Source organism: Desulfosarcina widdelii, from assembly GCF_009688965.1.
GTDB lineage: Bacteria > Desulfobacterota > Desulfobacteria > Desulfobacterales > Desulfosarcinaceae > Desulfosarcina > Desulfosarcina widdelii.
Map to the genome: position 1 here is coordinate 2,275,425 of NZ_AP021875.1, position 17,743 is coordinate 2,293,167.

General features: G+C 54.4%; 16 protein-coding genes and 1 tRNA gene. 16 read left to right on the forward strand and 1 reads right to left on the reverse strand.

From position 1 onward, the window contains the following. Positions 1 to 33 precede the first annotated feature (33 nt). Complete coding sequence (locus GN111_RS10665; protein ID WP_155303742.1) at positions 34 to 414, reverse strand: hypothetical protein; 381 nt, start codon at positions 412 to 414, stop codon at positions 34 to 36. Positions 415 to 856: 442 nt separating this feature from the next. On the opposite strand from GN111_RS10665, the gene GN111_RS10670 reads away from it, so the two are divergent. The 16 genes from GN111_RS10670 (at position 857) to mshL (ending at position 17,709) form a co-directional block, all read left to right on the forward strand. Continuing rightward, entirely contained in the window at positions 857 to 2,110 is a 1,254-nt protein-coding gene (locus GN111_RS10670) for an EAL and HDOD domain-containing protein (RefSeq protein WP_155303743.1), read from the forward strand. Positions 2,111 to 2,262: 152 nt separating this feature from the next. Then, positions 2,263 to 2,727: a hypothetical protein gene (locus GN111_RS10675; RefSeq protein WP_155303744.1), complete on the forward strand. Its 465-nt coding sequence runs from the start codon at positions 2,263 to 2,265 to the stop codon at positions 2,725 to 2,727. Positions 2,728 to 3,552: 825 nt separating this feature from the next. Then, the gene (locus tag GN111_RS10680) at positions 3,553 to 3,822 is read left to right on the forward strand and encodes a DksA/TraR family C4-type zinc finger protein (RefSeq protein ID WP_269433830.1); all 270 of its coding nucleotides are present in this window, start codon (positions 3,553 to 3,555) and stop codon (positions 3,820 to 3,822) included. 130 nt (positions 3,823 to 3,952) lie between these two features. Next, a tRNA-Trp gene (locus GN111_RS10685) sits at positions 3,953 to 4,029 on the forward strand. A 249-nt stretch (positions 4,030 to 4,278) separates the two neighbouring features. Further along, positions 4,279 to 6,000, forward strand: a complete 1,722-nt coding sequence (locus GN111_RS10690; RefSeq protein ID WP_155303745.1) for a methyl-accepting chemotaxis protein — start codon at positions 4,279 to 4,281, stop codon at positions 5,998 to 6,000. A gap of 29 nt (positions 6,001 to 6,029) precedes the next feature. Continuing rightward, positions 6,030 to 7,376 carry a PAS domain S-box protein gene (locus tag GN111_RS10695; RefSeq protein ID WP_155303746.1) on the forward strand — a complete coding sequence of 449 codons (1,347 nt, stop codon included), beginning with the start codon at positions 6,030 to 6,032 and terminating at the stop codon, positions 7,374 to 7,376. A 189-nt stretch (positions 7,377 to 7,565) separates the two neighbouring features. Beyond that, complete coding sequence (locus GN111_RS10700; RefSeq protein ID WP_155303747.1) at positions 7,566 to 7,787, forward strand: hypothetical protein; 222 nt, start codon at positions 7,566 to 7,568, stop codon at positions 7,785 to 7,787. A 34-nt stretch (positions 7,788 to 7,821) separates the two neighbouring features. Next, the gene (locus GN111_RS10705; RefSeq protein ID WP_231715716.1) at positions 7,822 to 9,822 is read left to right on the forward strand and encodes a methyl-accepting chemotaxis protein; all 2,001 of its coding nucleotides are present in this window, start codon (positions 7,822 to 7,824) and stop codon (positions 9,820 to 9,822) included. A 70-nt stretch (positions 9,823 to 9,892) separates the two neighbouring features. Beyond that, positions 9,893 to 11,704 carry a chemotaxis protein CheA gene (locus GN111_RS10710; RefSeq protein ID WP_170302221.1) on the forward strand — a complete coding sequence of 604 codons (1,812 nt, stop codon included), beginning with the start codon at positions 9,893 to 9,895 and terminating at the stop codon, positions 11,702 to 11,704. Positions 11,705 to 11,708: 4 nt separating this feature from the next. Continuing rightward, positions 11,709 to 12,158 (forward strand): chemotaxis protein CheW, encoded by a 450-nt coding sequence (locus tag GN111_RS10715; protein ID WP_155303749.1) that lies wholly within the window; start codon positions 11,709 to 11,711, stop codon positions 12,156 to 12,158. Positions 12,159 to 12,354: 196 nt separating this feature from the next. Then, a complete protein-coding gene (locus GN111_RS10720; RefSeq protein ID WP_155303750.1) occupies positions 12,355 to 13,035 on the forward strand; it encodes a lysophospholipid acyltransferase family protein in 681 nt (226 codons plus the stop codon). A gap of 392 nt (positions 13,036 to 13,427) precedes the next feature. Next, positions 13,428 to 14,366, forward strand: a complete 939-nt coding sequence (gene pilM, locus GN111_RS10725; RefSeq protein ID WP_155303751.1) for a type IV pilus biogenesis protein PilM — start codon at positions 13,428 to 13,430, stop codon at positions 14,364 to 14,366. Continuing rightward, on the forward strand, positions 14,363 to 14,968 hold the full coding sequence (locus tag GN111_RS10730; RefSeq protein WP_155303752.1) for a hypothetical protein: 606 nt from the start codon (positions 14,363 to 14,365) through the stop codon (positions 14,966 to 14,968). Before pilM ends, GN111_RS10730 begins: the two co-directional genes overlap by 4 nt. Continuing rightward, positions 14,965 to 15,642: a type II secretion system protein M gene (locus GN111_RS10735; protein ID WP_155303753.1), complete on the forward strand. Its 678-nt coding sequence runs from the start codon at positions 14,965 to 14,967 to the stop codon at positions 15,640 to 15,642. Before GN111_RS10730 ends, GN111_RS10735 begins: the two co-directional genes overlap by 4 nt. Continuing rightward, positions 15,635 to 15,991: a hypothetical protein gene (locus GN111_RS10740; RefSeq protein WP_155303754.1), complete on the forward strand. Its 357-nt coding sequence runs from the start codon at positions 15,635 to 15,637 to the stop codon at positions 15,989 to 15,991. Before GN111_RS10735 ends, GN111_RS10740 begins: the two co-directional genes overlap by 8 nt. After that, positions 15,988 to 17,709: a pilus (MSHA type) biogenesis protein MshL gene (mshL, locus tag GN111_RS10745; RefSeq protein ID WP_197740523.1), complete on the forward strand. Its 1,722-nt coding sequence runs from the start codon at positions 15,988 to 15,990 to the stop codon at positions 17,707 to 17,709. The genes GN111_RS10740 and mshL overlap by 4 nt, the downstream gene beginning before the upstream one ends. The last annotated feature ends 34 nt before the right edge of the window (positions 17,710 to 17,743 follow it).

Here is a 17,743-nt window from a genome sequence, read left to right on the forward strand (position 1 = left end):
ATGATAGCGGTCTTGCAAGCAGCCAGTCGCCGGTCAATCGATGCCATTGAGCCAAGCCAACGCCTCTTTGTTGGATCGGAAGGCCCGATTCGCGATGGGGTGGCGCTTTACTTCAGCCAATGATGCGTACATTCGAGCAAGTCCGTAAAGCAAATCGCTGGATCCGACGAAGGCTGACTTGCCGCCCGGCCGCATATCCGAGAGGCTTTTGGCGGCATCGATGATTATCGTTAAATCGCTGCTGGGCAGATCCGTGAAGTCTCCTTCCAGAAAGTCCCAGAGTATTTTGGTGGTGATTTCGGTCTGGTAGAAGGATTGGAGTGCATCGATAATATCGGACGCGATGATCCTGCCCGAAAACCGGATGGTTGTCTGGTCGAGGGCTTTATCGATTGTTATGTCAAAGTTCGCCATTTGACTGCCGTTTGTTGCCGGAATGGTATTATTTGTTACATCAATTCATTCAATGTTCAAGTTTTTTTGCTTTTTCGTCGGTACCGACGAACTGATCGTAGCGAAATCCACGGCAACGGCGCAACATAATTGCAAGGACCGGACAAAGATTATTTTTCAGTAATCTTCGTGTCATCTTCAGCTAAGAAAGATACGGTATGGTTAGATTATGAAAAAGGAGTTCAGAAGAACTCTGGAATTTTTCCCCTTCCTCCTTCCCACAGAAACCGGACTGCCTTGAGCGGCCCGGTTTCTCTCTTGACAAGCCGAGATTCTTTCCGTCGGCAAATCTGTTATGGGAAAAAAACACGTTAAGAGATGCGCAGCCACGGTCGATAAACAATTTCAGGTGGGTAAGGAGATTTCTTGAAACACTCGAATCTAATAAAACCGCAGGTTTCCGATGACAAATAAAAACCTGGATCCAATTTTCGACCATTTTTACGTCGCAAGGCAGCCTATTTTCTACAATCGCAATAGGATATGGGGCTATGAACTCTTGTTTCGCGCCGGCCCCGAAACCAAAAATGCCGAGATTTCCGATCAGGATCTTGCCACGCTCAGCGTCGCCTCCTGCGGTTTTATTAAATCCCAGGAACTTTCCGACCAGTCCAAAAAAATTTGCATCAATTTTACGGAAAAACTCATTTTGGAGGGTGCGCCGCGTGGATTGCCGCCCACCGTTACGGTCATTGAAGTCCTTGAAGACATCACTCCCACGGATGAACTCGTTCAGACGTTGATCGAACTGAAGCAAGACGGGTATCTTGTTGCCATCGACGATTACGAAGGCAAAGAGCTGCAAAAGGAATTTCTTGATCTCGCCGATATCGTCAAAGTCGATATCCTGGGAAAAGACCTTGACCAGATAAAGGCCATCTTTTCTTCGCTTGAGGGCAATCGATCCATAAAACTTGCCGAGAAAGTAGACAACGAAGAAATCATAACCCATCTTGAGCAGCTTGGGTGCGACCTGTACCAGGGGTATTTTTTTGCAAAGCCCGAAACGTTGGAAGGACGGTCGCTTCGTTCTACCGAGGTTTCAAAATTTCGCATTTTGCAGGCATTGGCAAATCCATCTTTTCCTGCCCATGAAATGACAGAAATCATCGAGGCGGATCCAAGCATAACGTATCGACTGCTTCGCCTTCTCAATACACCTGCATTCGGATTTTCGATCAAAATCACATCCATTCGCCATGCCATCCTTCTGTTGGGCAGCAAACGGCTGAGCTACTGGCTTCGCATGGTGGTTACATCCGATTTGATGGGGAAGAATAAAACGCCCGAGCTTTATCGGATGGCACTCACCCGTGGACGAATATTGGAAGAATTGTGCAAAGACGGACAAATACAGGTCGCAAGCTCAGAGACCATGTTTCTTTTCGGGATGCTGTCCCTGATCGAAGCCATGCTGGGGGTTCCTCTGGCCAATATATTGGAAGAACTTCCGCTTAGCGAGGACTTAAAGGGAGGCTACCTGGATCGGGGATCGACATATTCGAAATATCTTGAGTTGCTTTCGGCGGTCGAAAACGTGCGTGCGTCCAAGATCGAAGCGTTATCCCGGGAACTGAATATCGATAGCGGCATGGTGGCCGATGCATCGGTCCGGTCCATGGCCTGGGCGACCTCGTTGTTCAGCCAAATTTTGTAGTTTTGAACGATCGAGGCTTCATCGATCAGGCGCAATCGAAATAATCTCAAAATCCATAATCCCAGAATCCAATTGACATCGAAAATACCCTTCCTTATACTGCCGCCATTCCTCCAATGTTTCTTGTAAACGCTCACCAGTAAGGACTTTAAATGGCTTATACCCGGGAACTTTTTCCCAAACTCAACTTTGTCTATACGCTGGCGACGGGGACCCTGGACGACCAGCCCCTGATGATTCACCTGATGAGCTTTTATGCGGAATCGGAAGATTATGAGGTCATCCGGGAGTTGCTGGACACCCGAGGACTTCAAAACGTGGAAGGATTGACCGTTCGCGGGATGATCCGGGCGGCCGAGACCCAAAAAAAACTTTTTCCGGGCAGGGATTTCCGCGCCGCTGTGATAGTCAATTCGGCCGAGTACAGAAAAGGCGTGGAAATTTATTCATCGCTGGCTAACACAAAAAAGCTGCAAATCAAACCGTTTGAAAACGGATTGGACGAACCGCTGGTATGGCTCGGCTATAACAAAGAGAACAGGATCAAAATCAAACGTTTCATCAGCCGGCACACGCCCCTCAGGCAGCAGCACCACCCGATTCCCGTTGAGGTGTAACCCCTTCCCTTCCATTTTGTACGGTTGCCAGTCCCAGCTTTCGCCCGCATAAATCTTCAATTCCGTTTCTCCAAACTGGAAAGGAGAACAAACCTGCTCACCGACGCTAATGATCTACATAGGGTTTCCTTTCCGCTAAAAAAAATCGGAACCGGAGCTGAGGGGTGCATGGAAGGCGGCCACAAGGGTTGTGATCACCTGGACATTGAACTGTCCGTTGCGGTGCTCCGGTTAATTATAAAGTAAGAACCATATAAGAAAGATCAAGGCATCGACAGATCAAATGTCAACCTTTTCACCGGCTGGCCTGGGCAGGCGGGATGGACAAATCCGATTTTTCCTGATCCCCTGCCGTTGATCCTTTTTTGTATCAATCAAAACGGTTATGGAACGGTAAAAAAGACTTACAAAAAATCCACACGAGAACGGGGCCCCCAATGGGCCCCGCCTTCCCATGAATCGCACCAACAGATGTTGCTGGTCAACGTTGAATGACAGAGCAGGACCTGTGCCAACGGATAGATCAAGCCGCAACCTTTTTATTTTTCATATAATTTCAAATTTTTTAGACAATGAGTGGTCGAGAATATTTGCTGTTTTGTGCACATATAAAAGTAAAGGTTCTTTAAAAACATGATCGCTACGAACAGCCGACTTTCTGATACCTTACTTACTTTTAAATGTCAGATGGAAAAGCGTTCGACGATTCCACCCCCTTTTGGATCACCATGCGTTGTGATATTTTCATTTTCTGAGAGATGAAAACTTGGTACATTCCATCAGTACCCAAGCCTGCGTAGGCGAAACGGATCGAAGAAGGAGCGAATGATGGCCGGTGGCTGGTCCCGGGACGGCGCAGTACAGGAACAAATCGATGCCAGTGTGGCGGACTCGGTCAAACAGGCCAGGAGCCGCCTGCCGGCCGGCGAGAGCCTGACCCACTGTGAACAGTGCGAGGAAGCGATTCCGGAGGCCAGACGCAAGGCCATTCCAGGCGTTCGCCTGTGCGTGGACTGCCAGTCGGAGTTGGAGAAGCAACAGACAATTTTCTCCGGATACAACCGCCGCGGCAGCAAAGACAGCCAACTGCGATAATCGTATTCAGGATGGTGTTGCAGGGTTGCCCACAACGATTTCATCCTTACAATTTTTTGGGAGTTCGTAAAATTTATGGCAGACTTTTTATCGAGTCTGTTGTATAGAAACAACTTCGATCAAAATTTACAGGCCAGTAGCTCGAATTGGTAGAGCACCGGACTCCAAATCCGGGTGTTGGGGGTTCGAGCCCCTCCTGGCCTGCCACCTTGAAACAGGGAACCTGAGTATCGCTCGGGTTCCCTGTTTTTTAGGCAAGCCAGGCAGGTTCAAATAATCTACGATTGAGATCGCACTTCCCGCTGATCGCCGCTTTAATTCATACAAAAAACGAATTTCATTCAGTTGAAAAATTCCATGCGGAAACAGCTAAAGTTTTTTCCAAAGACGACCAATACCAACCCAAAAGAACAAGTACATCGGATTTCAATCTTACTCAAACGAGGAGGTTCGGGCATGCTGAACCGGTTAACCGTCAAAGGCAGGATGTATATTATCAACATCGCCATCCTAGTGCTTTTTGTCACCATGTTGGTATTTTCCGTTCGCAACAGCAACGGAGTCAAAGATCTCGGTTTGAAAAAAATCGGCGAAGTAATGCTGGAGGACCAGAAAGCCCGCATTCAGCTCGCCAACCACTCCGCCGCCCTGATGGCCGAAGCTGCCGTCAAGGGGGTACAGGACGAGGAAAGCGTCAAAACAATCGTTCGGAACATGGTTGATAAAATCATATATGAGAAGGACCGATCCGGTTACTTTTTCGTCTACGAAGGGACGGTGAATGTCGCCTTTCCGGTTAAGAAGGAAAATGTGGGCAAGGATCTGGGCGGCCTGGCGGATAAAAACGGCGTCAGGGTGATCCAGGAACTGCGTGACGCCGCCAAAGCCGGCGGCGGTTTCGTCCAGTACATCTGGCCCAAACCGGGCGCCGGTGAGCAGCCCAAACTCTCCTACGCGGAAATGATTCCTGGCACCAACTTGTGGATCGGCACCGGTGTCTACATCGACAACATCGAGGCCTACAAAAATCAGATGGCCGAAGAGATCGGCGTCATGGTGTCCAAGCGAACAACGACCATGGGGATCGTTTCGGGTGTGATTTTCGCCGCCATCATCGCCCTGTGCCTGTTCATCGCCTTTGGCATCGTACGGGCATTGAAAGAAATGATCGTAAGTTTCCAGGATATCGCCGAGGGTGAAGGGGACCTGACCAAGCGCATCGCTATCCAATCCAAGGACGAAATCGCCGAACTGGCCGGCTGGTTCAACACCTTTTTGGAAAAGCTCCAGACCATGATCAGAAAAATCGCCGACAACTCCACGAAGGTCGATCAGTCGTCCACGGAGTTGTCAGATATCGCCAGTGTAATGTCCTCCGGAGCTTCCGAGACCTCGACGCGTGCAAACAATGTGTCCGTGGCCGCCGAAGAGATGAGTTCTAATTTGAACAATGTAGCCGCGGCCATGGAGCAGTCCTCCACCAATACTTCCATGGTGGCTACCGCCTCCGAGGAGATGACCGCCACCATCAACGAAATTGCCCAGAACGCCGAAAAGGCCCGGTCCATCTCCGATCAGGCCGTACAGAAAGCCGGGGAGGCGTCAAACCAGATGGATGAACTGGGACAGGCAGCCCAGGACATCGGCAAGGTGGTAGAAACCATCACCGAAATTTCCGAACAGGTCAACCTGCTGGCCCTGAACGCCACCATCGAGGCGGCCCGGGCCGGCGAGGCCGGCAAGGGCTTTGCCGTGGTGGCCAACGAGATCAAGGAACTGGCCAAGCAGACCAGCGAAGCCACCCTGGAGATCAAGCAGAAGATCGAAAACATCCAAGGCAGTACCGACGGCACGGTGCAGGGCATCAACGAGATCTCCGAAGTGATCGCCAATGTCAACGACATTGTCGGCACCATCGCCACGGCCGTGGAAGAGCAGAGCGCAGCCACCCAGGAAATCGCCAACAACATCGCCCAGGCAACTCAGGGTATCCAGGAAGTCAACGAAAACGTCAACCAGAGTTCTACGGTGGCGGCAGAGATCACCCAGGATATCGCCGTGGTCAACCAAAGTTCCGCCGAGATCGCAAGCAGCAGCGACCAGGTGAAGGTCAGCGCCGACGATCTTAAACGGATGGCTACCGAATTGAACACGATTGTCGGCAGCTTCAAGATATAAACTATTAGGGAAAAGAAGGGTCGTTTCGATTGAAGGGAGTAGAAAACAAGCAAACCCTTAAAGCCAACCCCACAGCTAACGAGAAGGACGCTTCCAGTTGCAGGGAGGCCCACCTGAATTTGGCCCAGATCCTGGAAGGCAACCCGATTCCCACTTTTGTGGTCAATGCGCAATGCAGAATCACCCACTGGAATCGGGCCTGCGAACTGCTGACCGGCATCCCGGCATCCGAAACACTCGGGACCACCAGGCATCGCGACGCTTTCTACTCCCATAAAAGAGAACTAATGGCTGATCTGATCGTCAATCGAACCTGTTCCGACGATCTTATCATGGCTTACGGCGGTAAAGTCAAAGACTGCCGCCATACCTGGAACGGCTACGAGGGAGAGGATTTTTTCCCAAAGCTGGGTGAAAACGGAAAATGGCTCTTTTTCACCGCCGCGCCGCTCACCGATGCCGACGGGAATATCTCGGGGGCCATCGAAACATTTCAGGACATCACCGACAAACGAATGGCCGAACAGGAACTGCGCGCCAGCGAGTCGCGATACCGCCAGCTTTTTGAGTCGGCCAACGATGCCATCTTTCTTCTCAAAGACGGTTTCATCGTCGACTGCAACCAGAAGGCACTGGCTCTGTTCAACAGTTCCCGGGAAGTGATGACAGGTCTTTCGCCTTTAGACCTTTCACCGCAATACCAGGCAGATGGGATATTGTCCGAGGACGAAATCAGTCGAACACTTGAACTGCTGCAGCAGAATAAACCTCAATTTTTCGAATGGCGTTTTCTCAGAAAAGACGGGTCCCGATTCGATGCCGAAGTCAGCCTGAACCGTTTCAATATCAATGGTTCTCTCTACGGACTATCCATCATCCGTGATATCTCCCTGCGCAAAAAGATGATTCGTACCATCGAAGAGCGCCAGTTTGCCTTAGATGAGAAATCAACCTACCTGGAGAAGGTCAACCAGGCGCTCAAAGCTTCGCTCGATCATCGCGAGGTGGAAAAGCGGGCCGTGGAAGAAAACATGCTGGTCAACCTGAAACGATTTGTGTTTCCTTACCTGGGCGAACTGGAAACCTGCAAACTCGGTTCGGAGGCCCGGGCCTACCTGAACATCGTCCAAACCAATCTCAACGACATCGTTTCCCAGTTTTCCAAAACCATTTTTTCCAAGTACATCGACCTTACTCCCACGGAAGTACGCATCGCCGATTTTATCCGTGAGGGCAAAAACTCGAAAGAAATTGCCGACATGCTGGCTCTGTCCCCCAGTTCCATTCAATGGCATCGGAAAAATATCCGCCAAAAACTTGGATTAACAAATAAAAAACTAAATCTGCAAACCTACCTGAACTCCCTCTCCGAATAAGGGCACCTCCAATACAGGGTGTTTTTTGCCCCCATTTTACACCATTTAAACCATCGTTAAGTCTTTTCTCGATGCGGCGATATCAGCAATTGAACGGCCAATTGAATTTGCCACGATACCGGCTGCGATGGCGAGACCAGAAGACAGGGTCGGTCATGCGGCGACAACGAGCAGAGGAAAGGAGCGACCATGTTGGTACAAAGTGCTACCGATGAAACCGTGAAACCCATTCTGGACGGGCTTCAGGGAATCAACCGGTATCTGGCCATGATCAACAACCGGCTTGAGATGCTTTTACTATCGGATCTACCGGACTATGTCATGACGGATCTGGTCAAGGTTTACCAGGCCGAAGAGGAAGCCAGTCAGATCGTGCGAAGTTTGAATATCTATTGCCATAAAACCTTTTAATATCCTCAACCTTAATTAACAAGGAGCGTTTGAAATGAAAATCAATCTGCATTCTATTTCCTCCAAACTGATTCTCGGCGGTCTCGCGGCCGTCCTGGTTCCGCTGATTATCGTAGGGTATCTTTCCTTCGCCAAGGCGCGGACCGCGCTTATGGGTCTATCCAAACATCAAGCCTCGGGAATTGCGTCGGATCTGGCCCGTATGACACATGATATCATCGAATCCGAAATCAACAAAGCCAACGCCCTGGCCAACCAGAAACGGATTATCCAACTCAGCGGTGCCGTCGCCGATTTCGGCATCGAGGCAAACAAACAGCCGATCAGCGATATGTTTGCCGACCTGGGTCGCCAGTTCCGTAACATGGGGAGCCACTACCAGGGGATCTTCCTTACCGACACCCGCGGTGAACTCTACACGGGCGTGCTCGAAAGCGGCAAGGAGTATACGGGCTCCAATATCGGCAACCGCGACTATTTTATGGCCGCCAGGGATTCGGGCAGACCCGTTCTGAGCGACCTCGTTATTTCCAATAGTACGGGCAGACCCATTGCTGTTGTCTGTGCACCCATAGAGACGGACGGAAAATTTACGGGCACCTTCGGCCTGGTGATCAAGGCGGAATATTTCTCAAGCGTCATCTCGAAACGCAAAATCGGGGAAACCGGCTACGGGTATATGATCGACAACAAGGGCATCATTCTGGCCCACCCGAAGACCGAGCATATCCTCAAGCTGGATGTTACCAGCATCGGAGACATGGCCTCGATTAACAAGCACATGCTGGCCGGTGAGACCGGTGTGGAAGAATACGTCTTCAAAGGTACTCCGAAAATCGCCGGGTTCGCTCCGGTTGGCGTCAACGGCTGGTCCATCGGCGCCACCCAGGACTCCGCGGAGTTTCTGGCCGCCTCCAACGCCATCCGCAATGCCAATATCGTCATCGCGATCGTGGCCGGCCTGATCGTGGCCGTGCTCGTTTTTTTCTCCGCCCGGGCCATCGTCAAACCGATCAATGCCGCCGTGGCCGGTCTCAAGGATATCGCCCAGGGCGAGGGTGACCTGACCATGCGCCTGGAGGCTACCACCAAGGATGAGGTCGGCGAACTGGCCCTCTGGTTCAACACCTTCATCGAAAAACTCCAGGGCATCATCAAGGACATTGCCGGCGGGGTCGAGACCCTCTCCTCCTCTTCCACCGAACTGTCGGCCATCTCCGAGCAGATGACCCAGGGAATTCAAAATGTCACCGACAAGTCCAACACCGTTTCCGCTGCTGCCGAGGAAATGAGCGCCAATATGAACAACGTGGCCGCCGCCATGGAACAGTCCGCCACCAACACCAACATGGTGGCCACCGCCTCGGAAGAGATGTCCTCCACCATCGGCGAGATTGCCCAGAACGCCGAAAAGGCGCGCAGTATTTCCGACGAAGCGGCCCACAAGGCCTCCACCGCATCGACCAACATGGACCAGTTGGGCAACGCGGCCAACTCCATCGGTAAGGTGATCGAGACCATCACCGACATCAGCGAGCAGGTCAACCTGCTGGCCCTGAACGCCACCATCGAGGCGGCCCGGGCCGGCGAGGCCGGCAAGGGCTTTGCCGTGGTGGCCAACGAGATCAAGGAACTGGCCAAGCAGACCGCCGAGGCCACCCAGGACATCAAGGACAAGATCGAAGGCATTCAGGGGACCACCACCACCACGGTGGGCCAGATTGCCGAGATCACCCAGGTGATCAATGACGTCAACGACGTGGTGGCCAACATCGCCACGGCCGTGGAACAGCAGTCGGCAGCCACCAAGGAAATCGCCACCAACGTGGCCCAGGCCTCCCAGGGCATTCAGGAGGTCAACGAAAACGTCAACCAGAGCAGCACGGTCTCCGGGGAAATTTCCAGTGACATCGCCGGGGTGAGTGTTTCCATGAACGAGATGGCCACCAGCAGCGGCCAGGTCAACCTCAGCGCTCAAGAACTATCCAACCTGTCGGAAAGCCTCAAGCAGATGGTGGATCAGTTCAAAGTATAAACCGGATTTCGGGCAGCGGGGCATGGTCTGCGACCGCTCGCTGCCCGGCCAACAACGTAAGGACGTTGACATGGAAACAGCATCCAAACCGACCGAGGCATCCGTCAGCATCAATGTAAGCCTGCTCAATTCACTGATGAACCTGGCAGGAGAACTCGTACTATGCCGCAACCAGCTTTTGCAGGCCATCAACAGCGACGACAGGCGGCTTCTGGAAACCACCGGCCAGCACATCGACCTGGTCACCTCCGAAATCCAGGAGCAGATCATGCGAACCCGCATGCAGCCTATGGGCTGCCTTTTTAACAAGCTTTCTCTCCTGGTCGGCGAACTTGCCGGCGAGGCCGGCAAACAGGTCGGGTTGTCCTTCGCCGGGGAAAAAGTCGAGATGGACAAGATCCTCATGGACGCCATGGAGGCGTCCATGATGCAGTTGATTCGAAACACGGTAAAGTATGGCATCGAGACGCCCGAAATCCGTAAAAATCGGAATAAGCCCAATCAAGCCGCCATGGAAATTTCGGCCCGGCACGAAGCCGGCCATGTCGTCATCGATATCGTCGATGACGGAATCGGCATCGATCCGGACGCCATGGTTCGCCGGGCCGTCGACAAAGGGTTGATTGTCGAGCAACAGGGCTTCGAAGTCGCTGCCGAAGCGGAAAAGACGCATCTTCTCTTTCTGCCGGGTCTTTTCGACGAAGGAGAAGAAACCGGCGAGTTCTGCCGGTTCGCCGGCCTGGACACGGTCAAGACCGATTTGGAAAAGGTGGGCGGTGTTGTCGATGTGAATACCCATCCGGACCGGGGCACGCAGGTACGCATCAAGCTCCCCTTAACACTCTCCATCATCCCCAGTCAGATTGTCCGATTGGGGGAAGAACGCTTTGCCGTCCCCCAGGTGAATCTGAATGAACTGCTGCGAATTCCTGCCGACCAGGTCAAACACATGATCGAGACGGTCGGAGGAGCTGAAGTCATCCGGCTGCGGGGGGAACTTTTGCCGGTCATCGATCTGGCCGGCGCTCTGGGAATCGAACGGTCCTTTGTTCATCCGGCGGATGGCCAGAGGTATCCCGAACGCAGGCTTTCCATTGCCGACCGAAGATCCAAAAATCATTCGATTCCCGAGTCAACCTACGAAGGAATGGAGCGGCGCGAGGAGACCGACCGCCGCCGGCACCCGGACAGCGCATTGAATATTGCAGTGGTGTCCACCGGAAAAATCAAATACGGTCTGGTTGTCGACGCCATGAACGACTCTGAAGAGATCGTGGTCAAGTCTCTGGGCAAGCATCTCAAGGGCTGCCGCGGGTTTGCCGGGGCCACCATCATGGGCGACGGCAAGGTCGCCCTGATTCTGGATGTGGCCAGCATCGGCGAAATGGCCGCCCTGCGCACCTGCAACAAAACGGAAGCCGTTGTGGAGGACAAGACGACTCATCTTGAGAAAAATGCCGGCTCCCAGTCCTACCTGTTCTTCTCCAACTCCCGAAAAGATCGGCTGGCCGTTCCTCTGGACACGGTGGCCCGCATTGAAAAAGTCGACGCCGAGGCCATCGAAACCGTCGGCGGCAGCCGGGTGCTCACCTACCGGGGCGGCAGCCTGCCGTTGATCGCCCTGGAAGACGCCATCTGCATCGACCCGCTGCCGGAAAAAGACCATTACCAGGTCATCTGTTTCAACGTCGACGGCAGGGAAGTGGGCCTGTTGGCCGCACCGCCGGTCGATGCCGCCGATGTGGCGGTCGAACTGGATACACGGACCCTGAAGCAGTCCGGTGTCATGGGATCGGCCGTGCTGATGGACCAGACCACCCTGATTCTCGATATCCAGCAGGTTGTCAAAAACGCCAGACCCGAATTTTTCCACGAGGAGTAAACCGATGAAACCGACCAATAGTGCAAAACACGCTGCGTTTTCTGAATACGCGACTTTCTACCTCAAGGATGCCCTGTGCGGGATCGCACTGGATGCCATCCAGGAAATCAACAAGCCCTCCGACCTGACCATAGTTCCCCAGGCGCCGGACTATGTGATGGGCATCGTCAACCTGCGGGGAAAAATTGTCACGGTGATCGATACCGGCAAACGGTTGGGGCTGAACCCCATCGATGCCGGTGAAAAAATGCGGACCATCATCGTAAATGACGGCGACGAGTCCGTTGGCCTGATGGTCGATCAAATCGCCAATGTGATCAAGATCGAACCGGATGGCACGGAAGCGCCGCCGGCCAATATCGGCAAGGTTCCCGGCAGGTGTTTCGATGCAGTCTACAAAACGGAGGATCGCCTGGTCGGACTGTTATCGCTGGACTCGCTCGTCCAGCGATGATGGACCGGAAAAAAACATAATTGCATAAAAGCGGCGTCCCGCAGCGATAAGAGGAGAATGATCGCGGCGGGACGCCGCACCTGCAAAAAAAGCACCCGAAAGCGACATCCCACTCTTTTTAGCTCCGCAGTTGACCCCTGCCGGTGAGATGCAGTATAAATAACGCGTTTCATCATCTTCCGGACCGCATCCGCCAATGAGAATCAAGAACATCGCCAACAACTATTGCTACCGACACCTGTTTCCCCGGGCCGGGTTGCTGCTGGTCAGGCTGCTCTCCCGAACCTACCGGTACGAACTGGTGGATGAACAAAACGAGCAGCAAACGCTGGATGCTTACGGCAGCGTGGTCTACGCCTCCTGGCACCAGCGATTTTTCCCGGGTATCACCCTCTTTGCCACCCGTAAACCGATTGCCATCATGATCAGCCAGAGCCGCGACGGCGAGATGATCGCCCGGGTGGTGGACATGCTGGGGTGGCGGCCGGTGCGCGGTTCGTCCTCCAGGGGCGGTTCCCGGGCATTAAAAGAAATCCGCACCCTGACCCGCCAGGGATTTCGCATCGGCCATATCGTCGACGGGCCCCAAGGTCCCTTCGGCGTCGTCAAGCCCGGCCTGCTCGTCATCGCCCAGTTCGCCGGGGTGCCCATCGTGCCGGTCATCACCTCTGCCGAACGGCGCTGGACCTTCAATAGTTGGGATCGTTTCATGGTGCCCAAGCCGTTTTCCAAAATTGTTGTCCGTTTCGCCCCTCCCATTTTTGTCCCCCGCCGTCTGGATGCCGAGACATTCGAAGCCCTGCGTCTGGATATCGAAAAAAAGATGAAAGCGTACTACGCCCAGACCGATGACGGGTGGAGAAGGCCGAACGCCTGAAAGCGATCGTATCCGTGAACACACCCATCCTCCTCCCGGACCGGCGCTTCCATCCATAAGCAAAAGCTACCGTCAATCCCCAATGCAGCACCAACCCTTCCCCAACGTCAAAATGATGACACGGATGAATCTTCCGCACGCCTTTTCATATTAATATAATCTTAAAATAACAACGAGTTAAAATACTATTTGACCTATCGGCATGTAATTTGCTGAGAACCCTCGCTAAAGGATGTAGAGAATAAAACCGACGGTTTTGGCTGTCAGACCTTAAACCGATGCAGGCCGCGTGCGACCCATAGAACCGGCATTTCGTATGCGCGTGGTGTTGGTCGATCCAATCCCGGATACTGCCGTACGTAAAGTTTTCGTTAAGGGTTCCGGAGTTGCCGATGATTAAGCGCTTATTTGGAAAAATTTCAAGCAACGGTGGTCTTGTCGGCTTTTCCAGGTCCGAGGGGGGCCTGGCTCTGGCCCACGTGCTTCCGCAAACGGGATCGAAACCGCGTTTGACGGTTTGCGATTTTCTCACCAGCGAATCCATCGACGGCCGACTTCTTCTGAGTGATGGCTGCCGGAAACGCGGACTGGAATCCTGCCCGGCGGTCTGTGTTATGGAGATAAATTGCTATCAACTTCTTCAGGTTGCGCCTCCCGATGTGCCCGCCAACGAATTGCGGGAAGCGATCCGCTGGCAAATTGGCGATCTGATCGATTACCCCCCGGAAGAAGCGGTTGTCGATCTATTCCACATCCCCCGCGGGAATCAGCGGCAAAGAGCCAGAACCGCCTATGTTGCGGCTGCCCATCGGGATCGGGTAGAAGAGCGGGTCGGCTGGATGCGGGAGGCTCGCTTGAAAATCCGGGCGATCGACATTCCCGAACTTGTCCTGTCCAATCTTCTCAACCATATTCCCGATACCGGGCGCAGTGTGGGGTTTCTCTATTTTGAAGCCGACTCCGGGCTGATCATTATTTCCAGCGGCCGGGAGCTGTGTCTGGCCCGCAACCTGCCTTTTGGCACCAGCAGTCTGATGGTCGAGGCCAGCCGCCTGGAGCCGACCGTCAATGCCATTGCTCTGGAGATCCAACGCTCGTTCGATTTTTACGAAAGGACTTTCGCACAGATGCCCGTGGGTTCCCTCGTCGTTGCCCCCCAGGAATTCGACACGGATGCGCTTCTTACCGGCTTGCACACATCCCTCGGCATCGATGTCTCGATGCTCGATCTGCAGCAAATCGTCGAATACCCCGATTCGCTGCCTTCCCATGCCGGGCGCTGTCTGCTGGCTATCGGTGCCGCTTTGCGCACTGAAGAGGTCGGCACATGACGCAGCAAATCAATCTATACCAGCCCGAACTGTTCGAAAAGCGCGTCCCCTTTTCCGCGACCCGAATGGTTTGGGCCCTGGCGGCGGTTCTCTTTCTGGTTGCAGCTGCCGGTGTCGTATGCCATTTGCGGTTGTCCGGTCTCACTTCCGATCTTGGCCGTCTGCAGGAGCGCCAGGATGCCGCCATCCGGCAGATTGACGATTACAAAGACCGCTATCCTCCTCGGTCGCCCGATCCCGACCTGCTGAACAAGGTGGAAGAGATGGCCAACGTGCGGCAGGCCAAGCTGATGCTTCTGCAGTTGTTGACCGGAAGCCAGTTGGGCAACCGCATCGGTCTTTCCGAACACCTTGTCGGTCTGGCCCGCCAGGATCTTTCCACGGTATGGCTGCGCCGAATCCACCTCAGTGCCGGCGGCGATCAGTTGCTGCTCGAAGGCAGCAGCACCCGCGCAGCGGATATTCCCCTTTACCTGCAACGGTTGACCGAACAGGAAATTTTTGCCGGTCGCGAGTTCGAACGTCTGCAACTGAACCGGGACGAAAAGGCCGGGACAATCGTCGATTTTCTATTGCAAACCACCCGTGAGGACGCGTCATGAAGGCCCTTGCGGAAAAATTCCGACTGTTGGCCCACTGGCTCGATGCGCGCAGTCCGCGTGAAAGGGTCATGCTTTTCTCAGCGGTCCTGGCCGTCGGGCTATTTTGCTGCTACACCCTCTATTTCTCACCCCAAAAGATCAATCGAGCGGGGATCGAGGCGCAAATCGCCGAATTGAACGCCACGGTAGCCGCCCTGCACGGCCAGGCCGAAGCCATCAAGGCCCAGAAGCAGACAGACCCCGACCGGGAACAACGCGCCCGTCAGGCGCGGTTGCAAAACGAGTTGGAACGTCTCGACCGCCGACTGAAGGCCTTGACCATCGACCTGATATCCCCCCGGGAAATGGCAAAGGTGCTGCGCGACCTGCTGATCCGGCAGGAAGGGATGAAGCTGGTGCATCTTGAGAATTTACCGGCTGAAGATTTGTTTCCCGCGGCTGAAGATAAGAATGAAGTCGATGGCGCAAAAGGTACCCATCTCTACCGCCATCCCGTACGCATCGTCTTTTCCGGCACCTACCTGCAAGTGCTGGAGTACTTGCGGTCGCTGGAAAAGCTTCCGCGCAAACTGTTCTGGGATGATCTGGAAATCGTCGTGGATGACCATCCCCGGGCCGAAATATCACTTACGGTGCATACCCTCAGCCTCAGAAAGGGGTGGATCGGTGCATAGTCGCTTGCAAAGTTGGATCGTTGCCGGCGCGATGCTGCTGGTTGTCGGCAGCCCGGTCTTTGGCGGGGAACCGTTGAGGGATCCGACCCGGCCGCCCGCGACGGGTTCGGGAAAGACCATTCAGGACGGGCAAAACCCGTTGAAATGGAGACTGACCGCCACCATCATCGGTCCCGAACGCCGGGTAGCCGTCATTAACGACCGGGCCTTGCAGATAGGCCAAAATATTGACGGTGCCGTATTGGTGGCGGTGGAAGCCGGCAGCGCCCGTTTGGTTCACGGGGGAAGGGAAATGCAATTGAGGCTGCATGAAATGGCGGTTAAACGAACGGTGAGAAAAACACCATGAAACAAAAAAACGCGCGAAAGCAAATGACCGGAAACCCGTTTCTCTGGTTGCTGGCCGGATTGGCCGCAATGATACTGGCTGCCGGTTGCGCACCGACACCGCGAGGAGATGGCCCCCTGACCAGTTTCGAAAAGGAACTGGATGCGCTGGGACCGCCAGCCGAACCGCTTCCGGAGGAAGTGGCGGCGGCCCTTATGCCCGCAGAGCCCCGGGTGGAAGGGATTGCTGAAGGGGCAGCGGAACCCCGTTTCGACGTTGCCGTCGAGAACGTACCCGCCCGGGAGTTTTTCATGGGCCTGGTGGAAGGCACACCGTATAACATGGTGGTTCATCCGTCGGTGACCGGCACCGTTTCCCTCGATCTCAAGGCGGTCACCATTCCCGAAGTCATGGAGATCATGCGGGATGTTTATGGCTTTTACTCCCGCTGCACCCACACCGGATTCCAGGTCTTGCCGGGCGTCATGCAAACCCGGGTGTTCTACGTCAATTATCTCAACCTCGTGCGCAAGGGATTGTCTCAAACCCGGGTCAGCTCGGGACAGGTCAGCGAAACCAGCAACAGTGAGGATTCCGATGGTTCCCGGTCGGATCGGAACAGACAAGCCTACGATACCATGGTTTCGGGAAGCCGCATCGACACCGAGTCCAAAGCCGATTTCTGGACCGAATTGAACGCTGCCCTGCGCACCATGATCGGCCAGGAAGAAGGCCGCCGAATCGTTGTCCAACCCCAGGCCGGTGTCGTGGTGATTCGCGCCTTACCGGACGAATTGCAGGAGGTCGAACGCTACCTGGCCACCATCCAGGGCAACCTCACGCGGCAGGTGATCCTGGAAGCCAAAATTCTAGAGGTGGTGCTGGGGGATGGCTACCAGGCCGGCATCAATTGGACGGCCATGATCGACGACGTTACCGTGGCCCAATCCCGGGGCGACATCTTTGCCGACAACGGCATGGCCAATATTATCGGCAGCGACGGAGACGCCATCTTTTCGAACCTTGCATCCGGAGCGTTCGGCGGCGTTTTCAGCGCCACCATGGATTTTACCGACTTTCAGGGGTTCATCGAACTGCTCGAAACCCAGGGCGACGTGCAGGTGTTGTCCAGTCCCCGCATTGCCACGGTGAACAACCAGAAAGCGGTGATCAAGGTCGGTTCCGACGAATTTTTCGTCACCGATGTCTCCAGCGACACCGTAACCGGTACCACCACGACCACCTCTCCAGATATCACCCTGACACCGTTTTTCTCCGGAATCGCACTGGATGTGACGCCCCAGATCAACCCCCGTGGCCAGGTGACGCTGCACATCCATCCCACGGTCAGTGAGGTTACCGACCAGACCAAGGATATCACCGTGGCCGGGCAGACCCAGAGCCTGCCCCTGGCCTACAGCACGGTGCGGGAATCGGACAGCATCGTTTCGGCTGCCAGCGGGCAGGTGGTGGTCATCGGCGGACTGATGAAATCCCAGCAGCAGAAGCGCGACGCCGGCGTACCGCTTTTAGGCCGCCTGCCGGCAATCGGCAGCCTTTTCCGCCAGACCCAGAGCATCGCCCGCAAAAGCGAATTGGTCATTCTTCTTCGCCCGCTGGTGGTTGAATCCGGCAGTTGGGAACGGGCACTGAGTGATTCCCGGCAGCGGTTCAGGCAACTGGGCGCCGATTTGGACACCGAGTGGCGTGGGGGTAAATTCGCCCGGCCCGCACGTTGAAGACCAGCTCGACGCAGGAATTTGTGGATCAGTT